This is a genomic window from Leifsonia sp. Root227 (assembly GCF_001428745.1).
Classification (GTDB): domain Bacteria; phylum Actinomycetota; class Actinomycetes; order Actinomycetales; family Microbacteriaceae; genus Leifsonia.
The window spans coordinates 927,652-944,159 of the sequence record NZ_LMIO01000003.1 but is presented as its reverse complement, the minus strand read 5'-3'; the positions used below and the strand labels follow the sequence as shown (position 1 = coordinate 944,159).

Genomic DNA, 16,508 nt, shown 5'->3' with positions numbered 1-16,508 from the left:
GCCGCATTCAAACGCCTGCCCACGAGTGACCCCTCGGGGCAGGGTCGTGTCACGAATCTTGATGCGCGAGGGAGTAGCTGGGTGTCTGAGCAGAACTTTGACATTGTGGTACTCGGCGGTGGGAGTGGAGGCTACGCAGCAGCGCTGCGTGCGGCCGAGCTCGGTTTCACCGTTGGGATGATCGAGAAAGACAAGGTCGGAGGCACCTGCCTGCACCGGGGATGCATCCCCACCAAGGCGCTGCTGCACGCGGCCGAGGTGGCGGACTACTCGCGCGAGTCGTCGAAGTACGGCATCGTCACCGAGTTCCAGGGCATCGACATCAACGGTGTGACGGAGTACCGCCAGGGCATCGTCGCCAAGAAGTACAAGGGACTGCAGGGCCTGGTCAAGGCTCGCAAGATCACGGTCATCGAGGGTGAGGGTCGTCTCACCTCCCCCACCACCGTGCAGGTCGGCGAGGACACCATCGTCGGCAAGAACGTCATCCTCGCGACGGGCTCGTACTCGCGCTCGCTCCCCGGTCTTGAGATCGGCGGCCGCGTCATCACGAGCGAGCAGGCCCTCGAGCTGGACTTCGTCCCGAAGAAGGTCGCCGTGCTCGGCGGCGGAGTCATCGGCGTAGAGTTCGCCAGCGTCTGGAAGTCCTTCGGCGCTGACGTCACCATCATCGAGGCGCTCCCGCACCTCGTCCCCAACGAGGACGAGACCATCAGCAAGTCGCTGGAGCGCGCGTTCCGCCGCCGCGGCATCGACTACCGTCTCGGCGTCCGGTTCTCCGGCGTCACCCAGAACGACGACGGCGTCGTCGTCACGCTCGAGAACGGCGACACCGTCGACGCCGAGCTGCTGCTCGTCGCCGTCGGCCGTGGCCCGTCGACGGCCAACCTCGGCTACGAGGAGGCAGGCGTCACCCTCGACCGCGGCTTCGTGATCACCGACGAGCGTCTGCAGACCAGCGTTCCCGGCGTCTACGCGGTCGGCGACATCGTCCCCGGCCTGCAGCTCGCTCACCGCGGCTTCCAGCAGGGCATCTTCGTCGCGGAGGAGATCGCGGGCCTGAACCCGATCATCGTCCCGGATGTCAACATCCCGAAGGTCACGTACTGCGACCCCGAGGTCGCCTCTGTCGGCCTCTCGGAGGCCAAGGCCGTCGAGCAGTACGGCGCTGACAAGGTGTCGAGCTACGACTACAGCCTGGCCGGCAACGGCAAGAGCGAGATCATCGGCACCAACGGTTCGGTGAAGGTCGTCCGCGTGATCGACGGCCCCGTGGTCGGCGTCCACATGATCGGCGCCCGCGTCGGCGAGCTCATCGGCGAGGCACAGCTCGCGGTGAACTGGGAGGCGTACCCGGAGGACATCGCCCCGCTCATCCACGCGCACCCCACGCAGAACGAGTCGCTGGGCGAGGCGTTCCTGTACCTGGCAGGCAAGCCGCTGCACACCCTTTAGTCCGCCGCCGGTCGGCGCGACTGCAATAAACTACTGAACGAATTGGTTTGAAGGAGACAAGCTCATGAGCGAATCCGTCAGCCTCCCGGCACTCGGCGAGAGTGTCACGGAAGGCACGGTCACCCGCTGGCTGAAGAACGTTGGCGACCGTGTCGAGGTGGACGAGCCCCTGCTCGAAGTCTCGACCGACAAGGTCGACACCGAGATCCCCTCCCCCATCGCGGGCGTCATCGAGGCGATCCTGGTGCAGGAGGACGAGACCGTCGAGGTGGGCACTGCGCTCGTGACGATCGGCGACGGCTCCGGCGGAGGCGAGGCTCCGGCCGCTCCCGCCGCCGAGGCCGCTCCCGCCGAGGCTGAGGCTGCACCGGCCGAGGCCGCACCGGCCGAGGCCGCGCCCGCTGAGGCCGCATCGGCACCGGCAACGGAGGCTGCACCTGCGCCCGCCGCAGAGGCTGCCCCCGCACCTGCTGCTGAGGCCGCACCGGCCGCGCCCGTCGCTGCTGCTCCCGCACCGGCAGCGGAAGCCGCACCGGCACCCGCCGCGGCGCCGGCACCGGCTGCCGCACCCGCGCCCGCCGCAGCTCCGGCCGCCGAGGCCGCTCCGGCTCCTGCCGCAGCTCCGGCTCCTGCCGCAGCTCCGGCTCCTGCCGCAGCTCCGGCTCCTGCCGCAGCTCCGGCTCCTGCCGCGGCGTCGGCTCCTGCCGCAGCTCCCGCATCCTCGGGTGGCGCGCACGCCGGCAACGCAGGGTATGTCACCCCGATCGTCCGCAAGCTCGCGAACGAGCAGGGCATCGACCTGTCGACCGTGACCGGCACCGGTGTCGGCGGACGCATCCGCAAGGAGGACATCCTCTCCGCGGCTGCCGCTCCCGCTGCTTCTGCTGCCCCGTCGACCGCTGCTGCTGCACCGGCGCCTGAGGTGTCGCCGCTGCGCGGCACGACGCAGCCGATGTCGCGCCTGCGCAAGGTCGTGGCCGAGCGCGCCGTCGTCTCGATGCAGTCGTCCGCTCAGCTCACCTCGGTGGTCGAGGTCGACGTGACCAAGGTCGCCGCGTTCCGCGACAAGGTCAAGGCCGACTTCCAGACCAAGACCGGCGTCAAGCTGTCCTTCCTCCCGTTCTTCGCTCTGGCCGCCGCCGAGGCGCTGAAGACGTACCCCGTCATCAACGCGACCATCGACGGCGACTCGATCGTCTACCCGGACCACGAGAACATGTCGATCGCCGTCGACACCGAGCGCGGCCTGCTCACCCCCGTGGTGCGCAACGCCTCGGAGCTCGACCTCGCCGGTCTCGCCAAGGAGATCGCGGACCTCGCAGAGCGCACCCGTGAGAACCGTCTGAAGCCCGACGAGCTCGCGGGCGGCACGTTCACGCTGACCAACACCGGTTCGCGTGGCGCGCTGTTCGACACGCCCGTCGTGTTCCTCCCCCAGGTGGCCATCCTCGGCACCGGCATCGTCACGAAGCGCCCCGTCGTCATCTCGGCGGACGGAACCGACTCGATCGCGATCCGTTCCACCGTCTACCTGGCTCTTTCGTACGACCACCGGATCGTCGACGGCGCCGACGCGTCCCGCTTCCTCGTCGCGGTGAAGAACCGTCTCGAGGGCGGCAACTTCGAGGCGAACCTCGGCATCTGATCACGGGAACACCTCCCGCAGTCGCCAGCCGGCCTCGCTCCTGACCATCAGGAGCGAGGCCGGTTCGCTTTTCGGCGTGCGAGCCCTGTCCGGTGCCACGGACACCAGCGCGGCGTCGCCCCAGCGCTGCATGAGCTCCACGGCGGCACCGGCGTAGTCGAACCCCTCTGCGAGGACGGCACCGTCGAGCGCGGCGCGATCGGACTCCGCGAGCGGCGACCCCGCCTGCACGATGTCGTTCAGGCAGGCCGCCTCTCGCGCCTTCGCCGCGAAGCACGCATGGCGGGCACGCAGCAGCACGGGAGCGGCCTCCACGGGCTCCCCGCCCACGGGCGCACCTGCGGCGCCTGGCACCCCGGGCGGTGAAGATGACGGCGGGGACGACGGCGAGGACGACGACGACGACGGCGAGGATGACGGTGAGGACGTGCGTTCATCCTCCGGCGCCGGCCCGGACCGCCCCGATCCCGTCCTCGCCGCCGGCGCACCCGATCGTGTCCCGCTCGCTCCACCCGCTCCCACGGCATCGCTGGCCGCTCCCGCACCGTCCGCATCGGCCGGGCCGGGGAGGAGCACGAGGACGGCACCGATGGCGACGACAGGAGCGACCGCAACGGCCACGAGCTTCTTGCGCACTGCCAGCCAGGCGCGCAGTCGGCCTGTGACGTGTGCGACGGGCCGTCCGTCGAGGAGGACGTCCGTGACCGCCGCGACCGGTTCGTATGCCGACAAGGGGGAGAGCGCGGAGGCGGCTGAGCGGTGCGGCAGCGTCTCCGCCCCTCCCAGGTCGGTCTCCGGCCGACGCTGCTGATCACGTCGCACCGCCGAGCGCCGGGCATGATCGGCGGCGACGCGCAGCCCCGCAGCGACGAGCTCGCCGTGCGTCCGCCGAGGTGTCCGGCTGCCCTCCCCACCGGCGCCCAGGCCGACGACCGGTGCGGACTCTGCGTGCGACTCGACAGCCGCACCCGCCCCGTGAGCTCCGACCTCCCTGGCAGCACCGCCCATCGCACGCATCCCTGCCGCCCCGATCCCTGCCGCAGTCGCTCCTGCCGCGTCCACGTCCTCCCCCAGGCGCACGACGCCGGGCTCGACCACCGCGAGCACACCGGAGATCGCCCGTTCCCACGGGCCGGCATTAGATCCGGCGTGCGGCGCAGGGACCGAGAGCGCGGCATCCACCGCGTCGAGCAAGCGCCAGCCGCCCGGTGAGGGAACGAGCGTGCACAGCCGCTCGGCGATGGCGCGATACGCGCGGCGGTCCGACAGAGCGTCTGCGTCGGTGAGTGGTCGCGCATCCCGGAGCCCGTCGACGGCTGGGCAGCCGTCCGGCCGGAACGCGATGCCGTCGGCGGTGAGGCCGCCCACCGCCCACCCCGCCTCGTGCAGGGCGCCGAGACCGGAGGCGGTGCCGATCAGGATGGTCGCTGCCTCGTCCGCTCTCACCATCCGGCGGCGATCGAGCAGCGCGGACAGCGTTCCGCCCTGAGCGTGTTCCAGCATCAGGAACTCGACAGTGCCTGACCGATCCGTCTCCACGCTTCCGTCGGGCGGCAGCCCCGCCAGTACCCCGACGACGTGCTCCGACCTCGCCTCCCTGCGCGCCGCCGCCTCCCACGCGGAGCCTGGCGCGGCGGCGGCGCGCACCCGCGCGCACAGCACTACGGGATGCGGGCGCTCCGGAAGCAGCACCACCTGGCGGAGCTCCCGCGCATCCACTGACAGGGTCGTGAGCGTCCGCCACCCCCGCTCCCTGGCGCGGGCGGCGGCGAGGCGGGCGAGGTCGGGGGTTCGAGACAGGGTGCCGCGTGCGCGGTGGACGGCGTTCGGTTCGTTCGGCATGACGCCATTTCAGAGCATCCGGGAGCGCATTGGAGCTCGCGCAGCGTATCCGTGGACAACGCGCACCGCCCCCGAGTTGTGGAGAACCGGTGACCACATAGACTGGCTGCGTGGTCGACTACGTCGTCACGGGGCTAAGCGCCAACTCCGTGCCGTATTCCGAGGCCCTTCAGCAGCAGCGTGCCATGCACGCTGATGTCGTTGCAGGCCGGGCGCCAGATACTGTCATCCTCCTCGAGCATCCCTCGGTGTACACCGCGGGCAAACGCACGGAGCCCGACGAAAGGCCGACAGACGGCACACCCGTCATCGACGTCGACCGCGGAGGGAAGATCACCTGGCACGGGCCAGGGCAGCTCGTTGGATACCCGATTCTCCATCTCTCCGAGCCCATCGACGTCGTCGGCTATGTCCGGCGACTCGAGAGCATCCTGATCGACGTGCTCGCCGAACTCGGCGTCACGGGCGAGCGGGTGGACGGCAGATCGGGGGTGTGGATCCGCGGCGTCCAGCGCGACGAGAAGATCGCCGCCATCGGTATCCGCGTCGCAGAGGGCGTCACCATGCACGGCTTCGCGCTCAACTGCTCGAACACCTTCGAGGCGTACGACGCCATCGTCGCGTGCGGCATCCGGGATGCGGGGATCACCTCGATCAGCCGCGTGCTCGGCCGCACGGTCACCCCGAAAGACGTCGTGCCCCTCATCGTGGCCCGCTTCGACAGAGAATTCGACACCGAACGGGAGACCGCCGCGTGAGCGCAGTGCCAGAGGGGCGCAAGATGCTGCGCCTCGAGATCCGCAACGCCCAGACCCCCATCGAGCGCAAGCCGGAGTGGATCAAGACCAAGGCGAGGATGGGGCCCGAATACCAGCAACTGCAGAGCCTCGTGAAGAGCGAGGAACTGCACACGGTGTGCCAGGAGGCCGGCTGCCCCAACATCTACGAGTGCTGGGAGGACAGGGAGGCGACCTTCCTGATCGGGGGCGCCCAGTGCACCCGCAGGTGCGACTTCTGCCAGATCGACACAGGCAAGCCCGCGGACTACGACACAGACGAACCGCGTCGCGTCGCCGAGTCCGTGGCGAAGATGGACCTGCGCTACGCCACCGTCACCGGCGTCGCCCGCGACGACCTCGACGACGAAGGCTCCTGGCTGTACGCCGAGACGATCCGCGAGATCCACCGGCAGAGCCCTGGCACCGGCGTCGAGATCCTGGTGCCGGACTTCTCCGGCAACCCCGACTACCTCGGCGAGGTCTTCTCAGCCCAACCCGAGGTGTTCGCGCACAACGTCGAGACGGTCCCGCGCATCTTCAAGCGCATCCGGCCGGCATTCCGCTACGAACGGTCGCTCGACGTCATCACGCAGGGACGCGCCGCCGGGCTCATCACCAAGTCCAACCTCATCCTCGGGATGGGCGAGGAACGCGAGGAGATCAGCCAGGCTCTGCGCGACCTGCACGATGCAGGCACCGACATCATCACGATCACCCAGTATCTGCGGCCGAGCCCTCGGCATCTGCCGGTGGCCAGGTGGGTGCATCCAGACGAGTTCGTGGAGCTGAAGGAGGAGGCGGAGGCCATCGGCTTCCTCGGCGTGCTGGCCGGTCCGCTCGTGCGTTCCTCGTACAGGGCAGGCCGGCTGTGGGCGCAGTCGATGCAGGCGAAAGGCCGCGACGTGCCGGAACAGCTCCGTCATCTGGCGGATGCGTCGCTCGGCTTCGCGCAGGCCGTATCCTGACCGCGAACAACGTCACTGCGCGGGCAGCGGAGCCGGTATCCTTGTGACTATGGCACGCAAGGACAAGTCCACCAAGGAGCCCGGTCGGCTCAAGCAGATGTGGCAGGTCTTCCAGATGACCCGCCGCTACGACAACCGGGCGGTGTTGTACATCGTGGGCGGCATCGTGCTGCCGATCATCGTCGGCGTGCTGCTCGCGATCTTCCTCTCGGACGGCAACGGCTTCACGATGGCGATGTGGATCCTCGCCGGTGTGCTCGCCGGTGTGCTGGTGGGCCTCATCATCCTCGGTCGCCGCGCCGAGCGTGCCGCGTACTCGCAGATCGAGGGCCAGCCCGGAGCGGTCGGCGCCGTGCTGCGCAGCTCGCTCAAGCGCAGCTGGCGCGGTTCGGAGATGCCGGTCGCCGTCAACGGCAAGACCCAGGATGCGATCTACCGTGCCACTGGCCGCGGCGGCGTCGTCCTCATCAGCGAGGGTCCGAAGACCCGCACCCAGCGGATGATCGACGAGGAGCGCCGCAAGGTCACCCGTGTGCTTCCGAACGTGCCCGTCACGACGATCAGCGTCGGGCCGGATGCGGACGCCACTCCCCTTCACAAGATCCCGCGCGTGCTCGCCAAGATCAAGCCGACGCTGACCAAGGCCGAGGTGATGGCCATCAGCAACCGTCTGCAGTCGCTCGAGAACGCCATGCCGATCCCGAAGGGCATCGACCCGATGAAGGTCCGCGCCCAGCGCGCACGCTAACCACCCGCCCTCCTTGCGCATCCATCGAGTCCGAAGTTATTCACGCCCGCGACCGGCGTGTCGCGTGAATAACTTCGGACTCGATCTTTTGGCGGGCGAGACGGAGTACGTCAGGCTCGGATGAGGACGGTGCCGGCGATCTTGTCGTGGAAGCCGCGCTGGTCGGAGTCCCAGACGAGCGCGGGGATCACGACCGCGAGCAGCAGCGATCGGACGACGGGGCGCCACAGGCCGACCCAGCCTCCGCGGATGGCGACCACGCGCATCCCGAACACCCGGTGGCCGATGCCGCCGCCGATGGTCGGGATGAAGACGATCTGCATGAGCACGAAGATGCCCGTCGTGGCCCAGCCGTTCGCGATTCCGTCGACGCGGAAGAACGCGAACGAAATAAGATAGGCGATCGCCCAGTCGATCACGATGGCGCCGATCCGGCGCCCTACGCGGCCGACGGACCCCCTGCCGGACTCCGGGAGTCCCAGTCGTTCACCGGGATAGCGACTCGGAGCGATGTTGCCGTTGCTGGACGATTGCGGGTTCTGGGGCACTGGACGAGTTTACCGGCCACGGGTATGCGTAACACGCCGGAAACATTTGCGTCACCCCGGGGAAACTCCGTCCCCCTACGTTGGGTCTTGGGCTGCAGGTGCAGTCCACCACCTCAATCCATTTTTGGGAGTCCTCCGCATGTTCCGTGATTCTTCCGAGGTGCTCAAGTTCATCAAGGACACCGACGTCAAGTTCCTTGATATCCGCTTCACCGATCTGCCCGGTGTGCAGCAGCACTTCAACATCCCCGCGTCGACCGTCGATGAGGAGTTCTTCTCCGTCGGCCAGCTCTTCGACGGATCGTCCATCCGCGGCTTCGCGTCCATCCACGAATCGGACATGCAGCTCATCCCCGACGTCTCGACGGCGTACGTGGACCCCTTCCGTGCCGAGCGCACGCTCATCATGGTCTTCGACATCTACAACCCGCGCAACGGCGAGATCTACTCGAAGGACCCGCGCCAGGTCGCCAAGAAGGCGGAGAAGTACCTCGCATCCACCGGCATCGCCGACACCGCGTTCTTCGCTCCGGAGGCCGAGTTCTACATCTTCGACGACGTCCGCTACGAGGTAAACCAGCACTCCAGCTTCTACTCGGTGGACTCCGAGGAGGGCGCCTGGAACACCGGTCGCGTCGAGGAGGGCGGAAACCTCGCCAACAAGACCCCCTACAAGGGCGGATACTTCCCGGTGTCTCCCGTCGACAAGCAGGCCGACCTGCGCGACGACATCTCGCTGAAGCTGATCGACGCCGGCCTCATCCTGGAGCGCGCACACCACGAGGTGGGCACCGGCGGCCAGGCCGAGATCAACTACCGCTTCGACACCATGGTGCACGCGGCGGACGACATCCTGAAGTTCAAGTACATCGTGAAGAACACGGCTGAGCTGTGGGGCAAGGTCGCGACCTTCATGCCGAAGCCGCTGTTCGGCGACAACGGCTCGGGGATGCACACCCACCAGTCGCTGTGGAACGACGGCAAGCCGCTGTTCTACGACGAGGCGGGCTACGGCGGCCTCTCCGACATCGCCCGCTGGTACATCGGCGGCCTGCTCAAGCACGCCCCGGCCGTCCTGGCGTTCACCAACCCGACCGTGAACTCGTTCCACCGTCTGGTCCCCGGCTTCGAGGCCCCGGTCAACCTGGTCTACTCGGCCGGAAACCGCTCGGCGTCCATCCGCATCCCGATCACGGGCACCAACCCGAAGGCGAAGCGCATCGAGTTCCGCGCCCCTGACGCGTCCGGCAACCCGTACCTCGCGTTCGCCGCCCAGCTCATGGCCGGCCTCGACGGCATCAAGAACCGCATCGAGCCGCACGAGCCTGTCGACAAAGACCTCTACGAGCTCCCGCCCGAGGAGGCCAAGAACATTCCCCAGGTCCCCGGCACCCTCGCCGAGGTTCTGGATGCGCTCGAGGCCGACCACGAGTTCCTGCTCGCAGGCGGCGTGTTCACCCCGGAGCTCATCGAGACCTGGATCGACTACAAGCGCGAGAAGGAGATCAAGCCCCTCGCGCAGCGCCCGCACCCGTTTGAGTACGAGCTGTACTTCGGCGTGTAGCCGGCGTCCCGCGTCAGCCCGCGGGAGTCACGACGTCGCGGGCGCGCTGCCCGCACAGAGTCCGCACGAGTTGCAGGACCGGCCGCGAAAGCGACCGGCACCGCAGCTCGTGCGGACTCGTCTGTTTCCAGACCGCGCGTACCCGGGCGGTCGTGTGGTCGCTACCCTCCCGACGGGTTCTCCACCGGCGTCCCGTCGGGATCGGTGCCGTGCTCCGGATCGACGCCGTCCGGATGGCTGGTCGTCTCCGGCCGCTGCTTATCGGTCATCCGCGCCACCACCAGAAGCGGTGTCCTTGCCGTCGTCCGGCGACTCGGCGTCTGTGCCTGAGCCATCGGGCAGGTCGTCCGGGTCCGGATGCGTGGTGTCGCGCTCAACCATGTCGGTCATCTCCTCGTTCGTTTCCTCGTCCGCTTAGGAGTCGGACTGTACGCCGCAGGCTCCGGGATGCTACCCCGGCCCCGTGGCTGTCGGGCTGGCGGCACCGGCGCCGGGTGCGCTCAGACCGAGGGCGTCGGACGGTCGGGCTGGCCGTAGAACGAGCGCTCGAAGACGGCGCGGGCGCGGCGGGTGACGGCGAGGTAGTCCTCTTCGAGGCGGCTGGCCGAGCCCGGCGGGTACTCCATCAGGCGGGCGACGCCGTCGAGGGCGACGCGGTCCGACGGGAGGACGTCGGCCGTCTTGTTGGTCCAGAGTGTCATCGCCGACCTGGCGCGGGAGGCGAACACCCAGGCGTCGCGGAGTTTCGCGGCGTCCTCCGCTGTCACGTACCCGGTCTCGGCGGCGACGCGGAGCGCATCCAGGGTGGATGTGGTCTGCAGATCGGGCACAGCGGCGGCATGCTGCAACTGGATGAGCTGCACGAACCACTCCACGTCGCTCAGCGAGCCGCGGCCGAGCTTGAGGTGCCTGGCCGGGTCTGCGCCCTGCGGGAGGCGCTCGCTCTCGACGCGGGCCTTGATGCGCTTGACCTCGCGGACGGCCTGCTCGGCGATCGCCGCCGGGTAGCGCACGTCGTCTGCCACGCGCTCGAAGTCGTCGAGGAGGCCGGCGTCGCCCGCCACCCCGCGTGCGCGCAGCAGTGCCTGGGCCTCCCAGGTGAGCGACCAGCGCTGGTAGTACGCGCGATACGAGTCGAGAGATCGGACAGGGGTGCCGTTCTTGCCCTCCGGCCGCAGGCCGATGTCCAGGTCGAGCGGGAGGACGTTGTCCTCGGTGAGCCTGCCCAGGTCGGAGACCACCTGCAGGGCCGCGCGGTGCGCAGCATCCTGGTCGTCGCCGAGAGCGCGGAACACGTACATCACGTCGGCGTCGGACCCGAAACCGAGCTCGCGGCCGCCGAACCTGCCCATCCCGATCACCGCGAACTCGAACAGCTCGCGGTCGTCGCGGCTCTCCCTGATCGCCTCCAGCACACCGGCGATCACGTTCTCCGTGACCGCGGTGAGCCCCTGCGCCAGCTCCTCGATCGTGCTGAACCCGAGGATGCCGGAGAACGCCAGGCGCAGCACCTCGCGCCTCCTGGCGGCGCGCAGCGCGGACGCAGCGGACTCCGCTGAGGCGTGACGGCCGAGGATCGCCTTCGTCTCCTCGCGCAACAGCGCGGCCGACCGTGGTCGCAGGTCCTCCTCCGACTCCAGCCACGCCACCGATTCCGGGATGCGCCCCAGCAGCTCCCCGGCGAACCGCGAGCCGGACAGCACCCTGGTCAGCCGCTCTGCCGCCCCGGAGGAGTCGCGCAGCATCCGGAGATACCAGTGGGTGGAGCCGAGGTCCTCGCTGAGGCGGCGGAAGGTGAGCAGACCGTAATCGGGATCGGCGCCGGCTGCGAACCACTGCAGCATCACGGGGAGCAGATGCCGCTGGATGGTCGCGCGCCTGGACACCCCGCCGGTGAGCGCACCGATGTGGGCGAGCGCACCACGCGCATCCCGGAAGCCGATGGCGGCGAGGCGGGCCTCTGCCTGCGCGCTCGTCAGTCCAGCCTGGCCGGTGAGGTTCGTGTCTTCGCTGGGGGTGGAGGCGACGGCGCTCAGCAGTGGCCGGTAGAACAGCCGCTCGTGCAGCCCGCGCACCCGGTGCTTGATCGCGTTCCAGCGCTCGAAGAGCTGCTCGGCGCCGGGTGCGAGCCCCGTGGCCCGCGCGAGCACCCGCTGGTCGCTCTCGTCGCGCGGCATCAAGTGTGTGCGGGACAGGTGGCGCAGCTGCAGTCTGTGCTCCATCAGGCGCAGCGTGCGGTAGTCGCGCGAGAAGTCGGCGGACTCCTCGCGGCCGATGTAGCCCTGCGCGGCCAGCGCGGCGAGGGCGGAGAGGGTGTCGCGCTGCCGCACCAGGTCGTCCGTCTGCCCGTGCACGAGCTGGAGCAGCTGCACCGTGAACTCCACGTCGCGCAAGCCGCCGGGGCCGAGCTTCAGCTGGTAGTGCACCTCATCGTCCGGGATGTTGTCGGTGACCCGCTCACGCATCCGCTGCACGGACTCCACGAAGTTCTCCCTGGACGCGCTGCTCCACACCTTGGGGGCGAGTGCGGTGACGTAGCGCTCCCCCAGGTCGAGATCCCCGGCGAGCGGGCGCGCCTTCAGCAGCGCCTGGAACTCCCAGCCCTTCGCCCACCTGTCGTAGTAGGCGATGTGCGATTCGAGAGTGCGCACCAGAGCGCCGTCCTTGCCCTCTGGACGCAGGTTCGGGTCGACCTCCCAGAGGCCGGGCTCGATGGCAGGATCGTGGATGCCCCGCATGGTCAGCATCGCGAGCCGCGTGGCGATGTCGACGGTGCGGCCGGAGGAGACGCCTTCCTCCTCATCGCCCTCCGCGACGTAGATCACATCCACGTCGCTGACGTAGTTGAGCTCGCGGGCGCCCGCCTTGCCCATGCCGATGATCGCGATGCGCGTCGCGCGCACCTCCGCCTCCGGGAACCGGCCGGGGCCTGTTCCGCTGGTCTGCCGCCTGGCGATCGCCAGCGACGCCTCGAGCGCCGCGCCCGCCAGGTCGGAGATGGTGGCGGCGACCGCGTCGAAGCCGTCGACGGGATCCGCCTGCTCCAGGTCGAAGCTCGCCACCTGCACCAGGCGCCTGCGATACCGGATGCGCAGAGCGGTCCAGGCCTCCTCCTCTGTGACAGAGGCGAAGCCGTCGACCGCGCCGACCGCCTCCAGCAGGTCGTCGCGCAGCTCGGCGGCCGACGGGAGGCGCGTGACGGGCTCGCTCAGCGCATCCAGCTGGTCCGGCTGCCGCAGGAAGAACTCGCCGATCCCTTCCGACGCGCCGATCACCTTCAGGATGCGCTTGGCCGCGGCCCGCTTGCGCAGGTACGGGGCTGCGCGGTCGGGAGCACGGCGCACCAGGGCGAGCGTGCAGCCGAGCGCCGTGTCAGGGTCGGCGGCCACCGAGAACGCGGGAAGCGCGTCCTCGACCGTCACCCCGGTGAGCGCTGCCAGCTCGTCGAGCTGAGCACGCACCGAGCTCAGGCCGACGAAGCCCGACCGCGCGAGAGTGGTCAGTGAGAGCTGGTCGCGCGGCACGGCGCCTAAAGGATCTCGAGGTTGGTGCGCAGCTCGTACGGCGTGACCTGGGCGCGGTAGGCCGACCACTCCTGCCGCTTGTTCAGCAGCACGTAGTTGAAGACCTGCTCGCCGAGGGTCTCCGCCACCAGCTCCGACTCCTCCATCAGCGAGATGGCGTGGTCGAGGCTCGCGGGGAGCTGGTTGTATCCGAGGGCACGGCGCTCAGCGTCGCTGAGGGCCCAGACGTTGTTCTCGGCCTCCGGCGGCAGCTCGTACTGCTCCTCGATGCCCTTGAGGCCGGCGGCCAGCATGAGCGAGAACGAGAGGTACGGGTTGGCCGCGGAATCGATGGCGCGGTACTCGACGCGCGAGCTCTGGCCCTTGTTGGGCTTGTAGAGCGGGACGCGGACGAGCGCCGACCGGTTGTTGTGTCCCCAGCAGACGAAGCTCGGCGCCTCATCGCCGCCCCAGAGGCGCTTGTACGAGTTGACGAACTGGTTTGTCACGGCGGTGATCTCCGGCGCGTGGCGCAGCAGGCCGGCGATGAAGTGACGGCCGACCTTGGAGAGCTGGTACTCGGCGCCTGCCTCGAAGAACGCGTTGGTGTCGCCCTCGAACAGCGACATGTGGGTGTGCATCCCCGAGCCTGGGTGGCCGGAGAGCGGCTTCGGCATGAACGTGGCGTACACGCCCTGCTCGATGGCGACCTCCTTGATCACCGTGCGGAAGGTCATGATGTTGTCGGCCGTGGTGAGGGCGTCCGCGTAGCGCAGGTCGATCTCGTTCTGACCCGGCCCCGCCTCGTGGTGGCTGAACTCGACGGAGATGCCGAGGTCTTCGAGCATCCTGACCGACCGCCGACGGAAGTCGTGGGCCGTGCCGCCAGGCACGTTGTCGAAGTAGCCTGCCGAGTCGACGGGCTCCGGGCCGTTCTCGTCGAACGCCGAAGACTTGAGCAAGTAGAACTCGATCTCGGGATGCGTGTAGAACGTGAACCCGCGGTCGGCCGCCTTCTCCAGCGTGCGCTTGAGGACGTTGCGAGGGTCGGACACCGACGGCTGCCCGTCCGGGGTGGTGATGTCGCAGAACATGCGCGCCGTCGGGTCGATCTCGCCGCGCCACGGGAGGATCTGGAACGTGGTGGGGTCCGGATGCGCGAGCAGGTCGGACTCGTATGCGCGGGTCAGGCCCTCGATGGCGGAGCCGTCGAAGCCGAGCCCCTCGCTGAACGCGCCCTCCACCTCGGCGGGCGCGATGGCGACGGACTTGAGTGTGCCGACGACGTCGGTGAACCACAGCCTCACGAACTTGATGCCACGTTCCTCGATCGTGCGAAGAACGAAGTCGCGCTGCTTGTCCATCCTGCCCCTTTCGTCAGCCTTCCCAGACTAGTGGTTTCGAGGGCTCGATTCAGGCGCCGGGCTCGTCCGTTTCCGAGTCTGAACGCGTCATTAGACTGAGGCCATGTCAGAGCAGTCTCCTATGCCGTCCGCCCACCCGACGACGTCGTCGATGCAGTCGCTCAAGCGCGTCCGCACCAGGCACTTCCAGGCCGCGAAGGAGGAGGGCGCCAAGTTCACCGGCCTCACCAGCTACGACCAGCTCACCGCGCAGATCTTCGACGCGGCAGGCATCGACTTCCTGCTGGTCGGCGACTCGGCGGGCAACAACGTGCTCGGCTACGAGACGACCCTCCCCGTCACGGTCGACGAGCTGATCCCGCTCACCCGCGCGGTGGCCGGTGCTGTCAAGCGCGCGTTCGTCGTGGCGGACATGCCGTTCGGCTCATACGAGACGGGGCCGCTGGAGGCGCTGCACACAGCGGTGCGGTTCATGAAGGAGACGGGAGCGCACGCGGTCAAGCTGGAGGGCGGCGTTCGCAGCGCGGAGCAGATCCGCCGGATCGTGGATGCCGGCATCCCCGTCATGGCGCACATCGGCTTCACCCCGCAGAGCGAGCACGGGCTCGGCGGCCACATCATCCAGGGTCGCGGCGAAGGCGCTGAGCAGCTGCTCGCCGATGCGCACGCTGTCGAGGACGCCGGCGCGTTCGCAGTGGTCATGGAAATGGTGCCTGCTGAGGTGGCGGCGCGGGTCACGGCCGAGCTGCGCATCCCGACCATCGGCGTCGGCGCCGGCCCGGATGTGGACGGGCAGCTGCTCGTCTGGACGGACTGGGCAGGCTTCACCACCGGCCGCATCCCGCGCTTCGTGAAGCAGTACGCCGATCTGCAGGGGGTCCTGACCCAGGCAGCGACCGCGTACAAGGCGGATGTGCAGGACGGGACGTTCCCCGCCCCCGAGCACAGCTTCTAGCGGTTCTCCGCCGCGTCGTCCTCAGCCCACTTGGCGCTGTTCTCGCGCAGCTTCTCGAGGGCGTTCTCCGCCTCGGCGTGCGTGTCGAACGGGCCGACGCGGTCGGGGGCAGGCGACAGGAAACCCTGTTCGACCTGGCCGGTCTTCATGTTGTACCAGAACTTGTGTTCGGCGTCCTGGGTGATTCCGTGGTCATTCTCGCCGGTCATAAGCTTGATCCTATGCCCAAGGATTCCGCCGGTCACCTGATTCCGGGACGCGTAAGTCCCCTGCGCTCCGTCCCCGCCGAGATCGCCAGGCCGGAGTACGTCGGCAAGAAGGAGCCGTCTCCGTACACCGGATCGGACGTGTACACCCCGGACGAGATCGAGCTGATCCGCGAGTCCGGCCGGATCGCCGCCCAGGCCATCGCGCTCGTCGGCGAGAGCGTGCGGCCCGGCGTTACAACGGAAGAGCTCGACGTGATCGGGCACGAGTTCCTGATCGCGAACGGGGCGTACCCGTCCACGCTCGGGTACCGCGGCTTCCCGAAGTCGATCTGCAGCTCGGTCAACGAGGTGATCTGCCACGGGATCCCGGACGACACCGCGATCGAGGACGGCGACATCGTCAACATCGACATCACCGCGTACAAGAACGGCTTCCACGGGGACAGCAACCAGACCTTCATCGCCGGGACGGCCGCCGAGGAGGTCGCGCTGCTCGTCGAGCGCACCCGCGAGGCGCTGAACCGCGGGATCAAGGCCGTGGCGCCCGGCAGGCAGGTCAACGTGATCGGCCGCGCCATCGAGTCGTACGCCAAACGGTTCGGCTACGGCGTCGTGCGCGACTTCACCGGCCACGGCGTCGGCGCGGCCTTCCACTCCGGCCTGATCATCCCGCACTACGACTCCGCTCCATTGCACGACGATGTGATGGAGGTCGGCATGGTGTTCACCATCGAGCCGATGCTCACCCTCGGCACGCACGAGTGGGACATGTGGGAGGACGACTGGACGGTCGTCACCCGCGACAAGAGCATCACGGCGCAGTTCGAGCACACGCTCGTCGTCACCGAACGCGGCGCGGAGGTGCTCACGCTTCCCTGAGCGCCGGCGGGCTCGCGGCAGGGCTCGCACGCCGCGCATCCACTGCGGGGTA

At 68.9% G+C, this 16,508-nt stretch carries 14 protein-coding genes; 8 read left to right on the top strand and 6 right to left on the bottom strand.

Annotation, left to right across the window (positions count from 1 at the left end; translation table 11 throughout):
* Positions 1 to 81 precede the first annotated feature (81 nt).
* Positions 82 to 1,455, top strand: coding sequence for a dihydrolipoyl dehydrogenase (lpdA, locus tag ASE16_RS14475; RefSeq protein ID WP_055896205.1), 1,374 nt, complete (start codon positions 82 to 84; stop codon positions 1,453 to 1,455).
* Positions 1,456 to 1,519: 64 nt separating this feature from the next.
* Positions 1,520 to 3,100: a 2-oxoglutarate dehydrogenase, E2 component, dihydrolipoamide succinyltransferase gene (gene sucB / locus ASE16_RS14470; protein WP_055896201.1), complete on the top strand. Its 1,581-nt coding sequence runs from the start codon at positions 1,520 to 1,522 to the stop codon at positions 3,098 to 3,100.
* On the opposite strand, the gene ASE16_RS14465 is transcribed toward sucB, so the two are convergent.
* Entirely contained in the window at positions 3,101 to 4,942 is a 1,842-nt protein-coding gene (locus tag ASE16_RS14465) for a hypothetical protein (RefSeq protein ID WP_055896199.1), read from the bottom strand.
* Between the two features lie 110 nt (positions 4,943 to 5,052).
* Between ASE16_RS14465 and lipB the strand changes: the two genes are divergently transcribed.
* The 3 genes from lipB to ASE16_RS14450 are packed head-to-tail and all read left to right on the top strand — an operon-like array spanning position 5,053 to position 7,434.
* Positions 5,053 to 5,700 (top strand): lipoyl(octanoyl) transferase LipB, encoded by a 648-nt coding sequence (lipB, locus tag ASE16_RS14460; RefSeq protein WP_055896196.1) that lies wholly within the window; start codon positions 5,053 to 5,055, stop codon positions 5,698 to 5,700.
* Positions 5,697 to 6,686: a lipoyl synthase gene (gene lipA / locus ASE16_RS14455; RefSeq protein ID WP_055896193.1), complete on the top strand. Its 990-nt coding sequence runs from the start codon at positions 5,697 to 5,699 to the stop codon at positions 6,684 to 6,686. Before lipB ends, lipA begins: the two co-directional genes overlap by 4 nt.
* Before the next feature lie 49 nt (positions 6,687 to 6,735).
* The gene (locus ASE16_RS14450; RefSeq protein ID WP_055896192.1) at positions 6,736 to 7,434 is read left to right on the top strand and encodes a DUF4191 domain-containing protein; all 699 of its coding nucleotides are present in this window, start codon (positions 6,736 to 6,738) and stop codon (positions 7,432 to 7,434) included.
* Between the two features lie 110 nt (positions 7,435 to 7,544).
* Here the strand turns inward: ASE16_RS14450 and ASE16_RS14445 are convergent, their stop codons facing one another.
* Positions 7,545 to 7,982, bottom strand: coding sequence for an RDD family protein (locus ASE16_RS14445; protein ID WP_055896189.1), 438 nt, complete (start codon positions 7,980 to 7,982; stop codon positions 7,545 to 7,547).
* A 139-nt stretch (positions 7,983 to 8,121) separates the two neighbouring features.
* Between ASE16_RS14445 and glnA (ASE16_RS14440) the strand changes: the two genes are divergently transcribed.
* Positions 8,122 to 9,546 carry a type I glutamate--ammonia ligase gene (glnA, locus tag ASE16_RS14440; protein ID WP_055896186.1) on the top strand — a complete coding sequence of 475 codons (1,425 nt, stop codon included), beginning with the start codon at positions 8,122 to 8,124 and terminating at the stop codon, positions 9,544 to 9,546.
* Between the two features lie 258 nt (positions 9,547 to 9,804).
* Here glnA (ASE16_RS14440) and ASE16_RS20275 read toward each other — a convergent pair whose 3' ends face one another.
* From ASE16_RS20275 to glnA (ASE16_RS14430), 3 genes are all read right to left on the bottom strand, one after another.
* Positions 9,805 to 9,936 (bottom strand): hypothetical protein, encoded by a 132-nt coding sequence (locus tag ASE16_RS20275; RefSeq protein ID WP_268765813.1) that lies wholly within the window; start codon positions 9,934 to 9,936, stop codon positions 9,805 to 9,807.
* A 110-nt stretch (positions 9,937 to 10,046) separates the two neighbouring features.
* Positions 10,047 to 13,070: a bifunctional [glutamine synthetase] adenylyltransferase/[glutamine synthetase]-adenylyl-L-tyrosine phosphorylase gene (locus ASE16_RS14435; protein ID WP_055896183.1), complete on the bottom strand. Its 3,024-nt coding sequence runs from the start codon at positions 13,068 to 13,070 to the stop codon at positions 10,047 to 10,049.
* 5 nt (positions 13,071 to 13,075) lie between these two features.
* Entirely contained in the window at positions 13,076 to 14,413 is a 1,338-nt protein-coding gene (gene glnA, locus ASE16_RS14430; RefSeq protein ID WP_055896181.1) for a type I glutamate--ammonia ligase, read from the bottom strand.
* A gap of 103 nt (positions 14,414 to 14,516) precedes the next feature.
* Between glnA (ASE16_RS14430) and panB the strand changes: the two genes are divergently transcribed.
* On the top strand, positions 14,517 to 15,368 hold the full coding sequence (gene panB, locus ASE16_RS14425; RefSeq protein WP_082581462.1) for a 3-methyl-2-oxobutanoate hydroxymethyltransferase: 852 nt from the start codon (positions 14,517 to 14,519) through the stop codon (positions 15,366 to 15,368).
* Here the strand turns inward: panB and ASE16_RS14420 are convergent.
* The gene (locus ASE16_RS14420; RefSeq protein WP_055896176.1) at positions 15,365 to 15,577 is read right to left on the bottom strand and encodes an SPOR domain-containing protein; all 213 of its coding nucleotides are present in this window, start codon (positions 15,575 to 15,577) and stop codon (positions 15,365 to 15,367) included. The genes panB and ASE16_RS14420 overlap by 4 nt on opposite strands.
* 12 nt (positions 15,578 to 15,589) lie before the next feature.
* On the opposite strand from ASE16_RS14420, the gene map reads away from it, so the two are divergent.
* Positions 15,590 to 16,456: a type I methionyl aminopeptidase gene (map, locus tag ASE16_RS14415; protein WP_055896174.1), complete on the top strand. Its 867-nt coding sequence runs from the start codon at positions 15,590 to 15,592 to the stop codon at positions 16,454 to 16,456.
* Positions 16,457 to 16,508 lie beyond the last annotated feature (52 nt).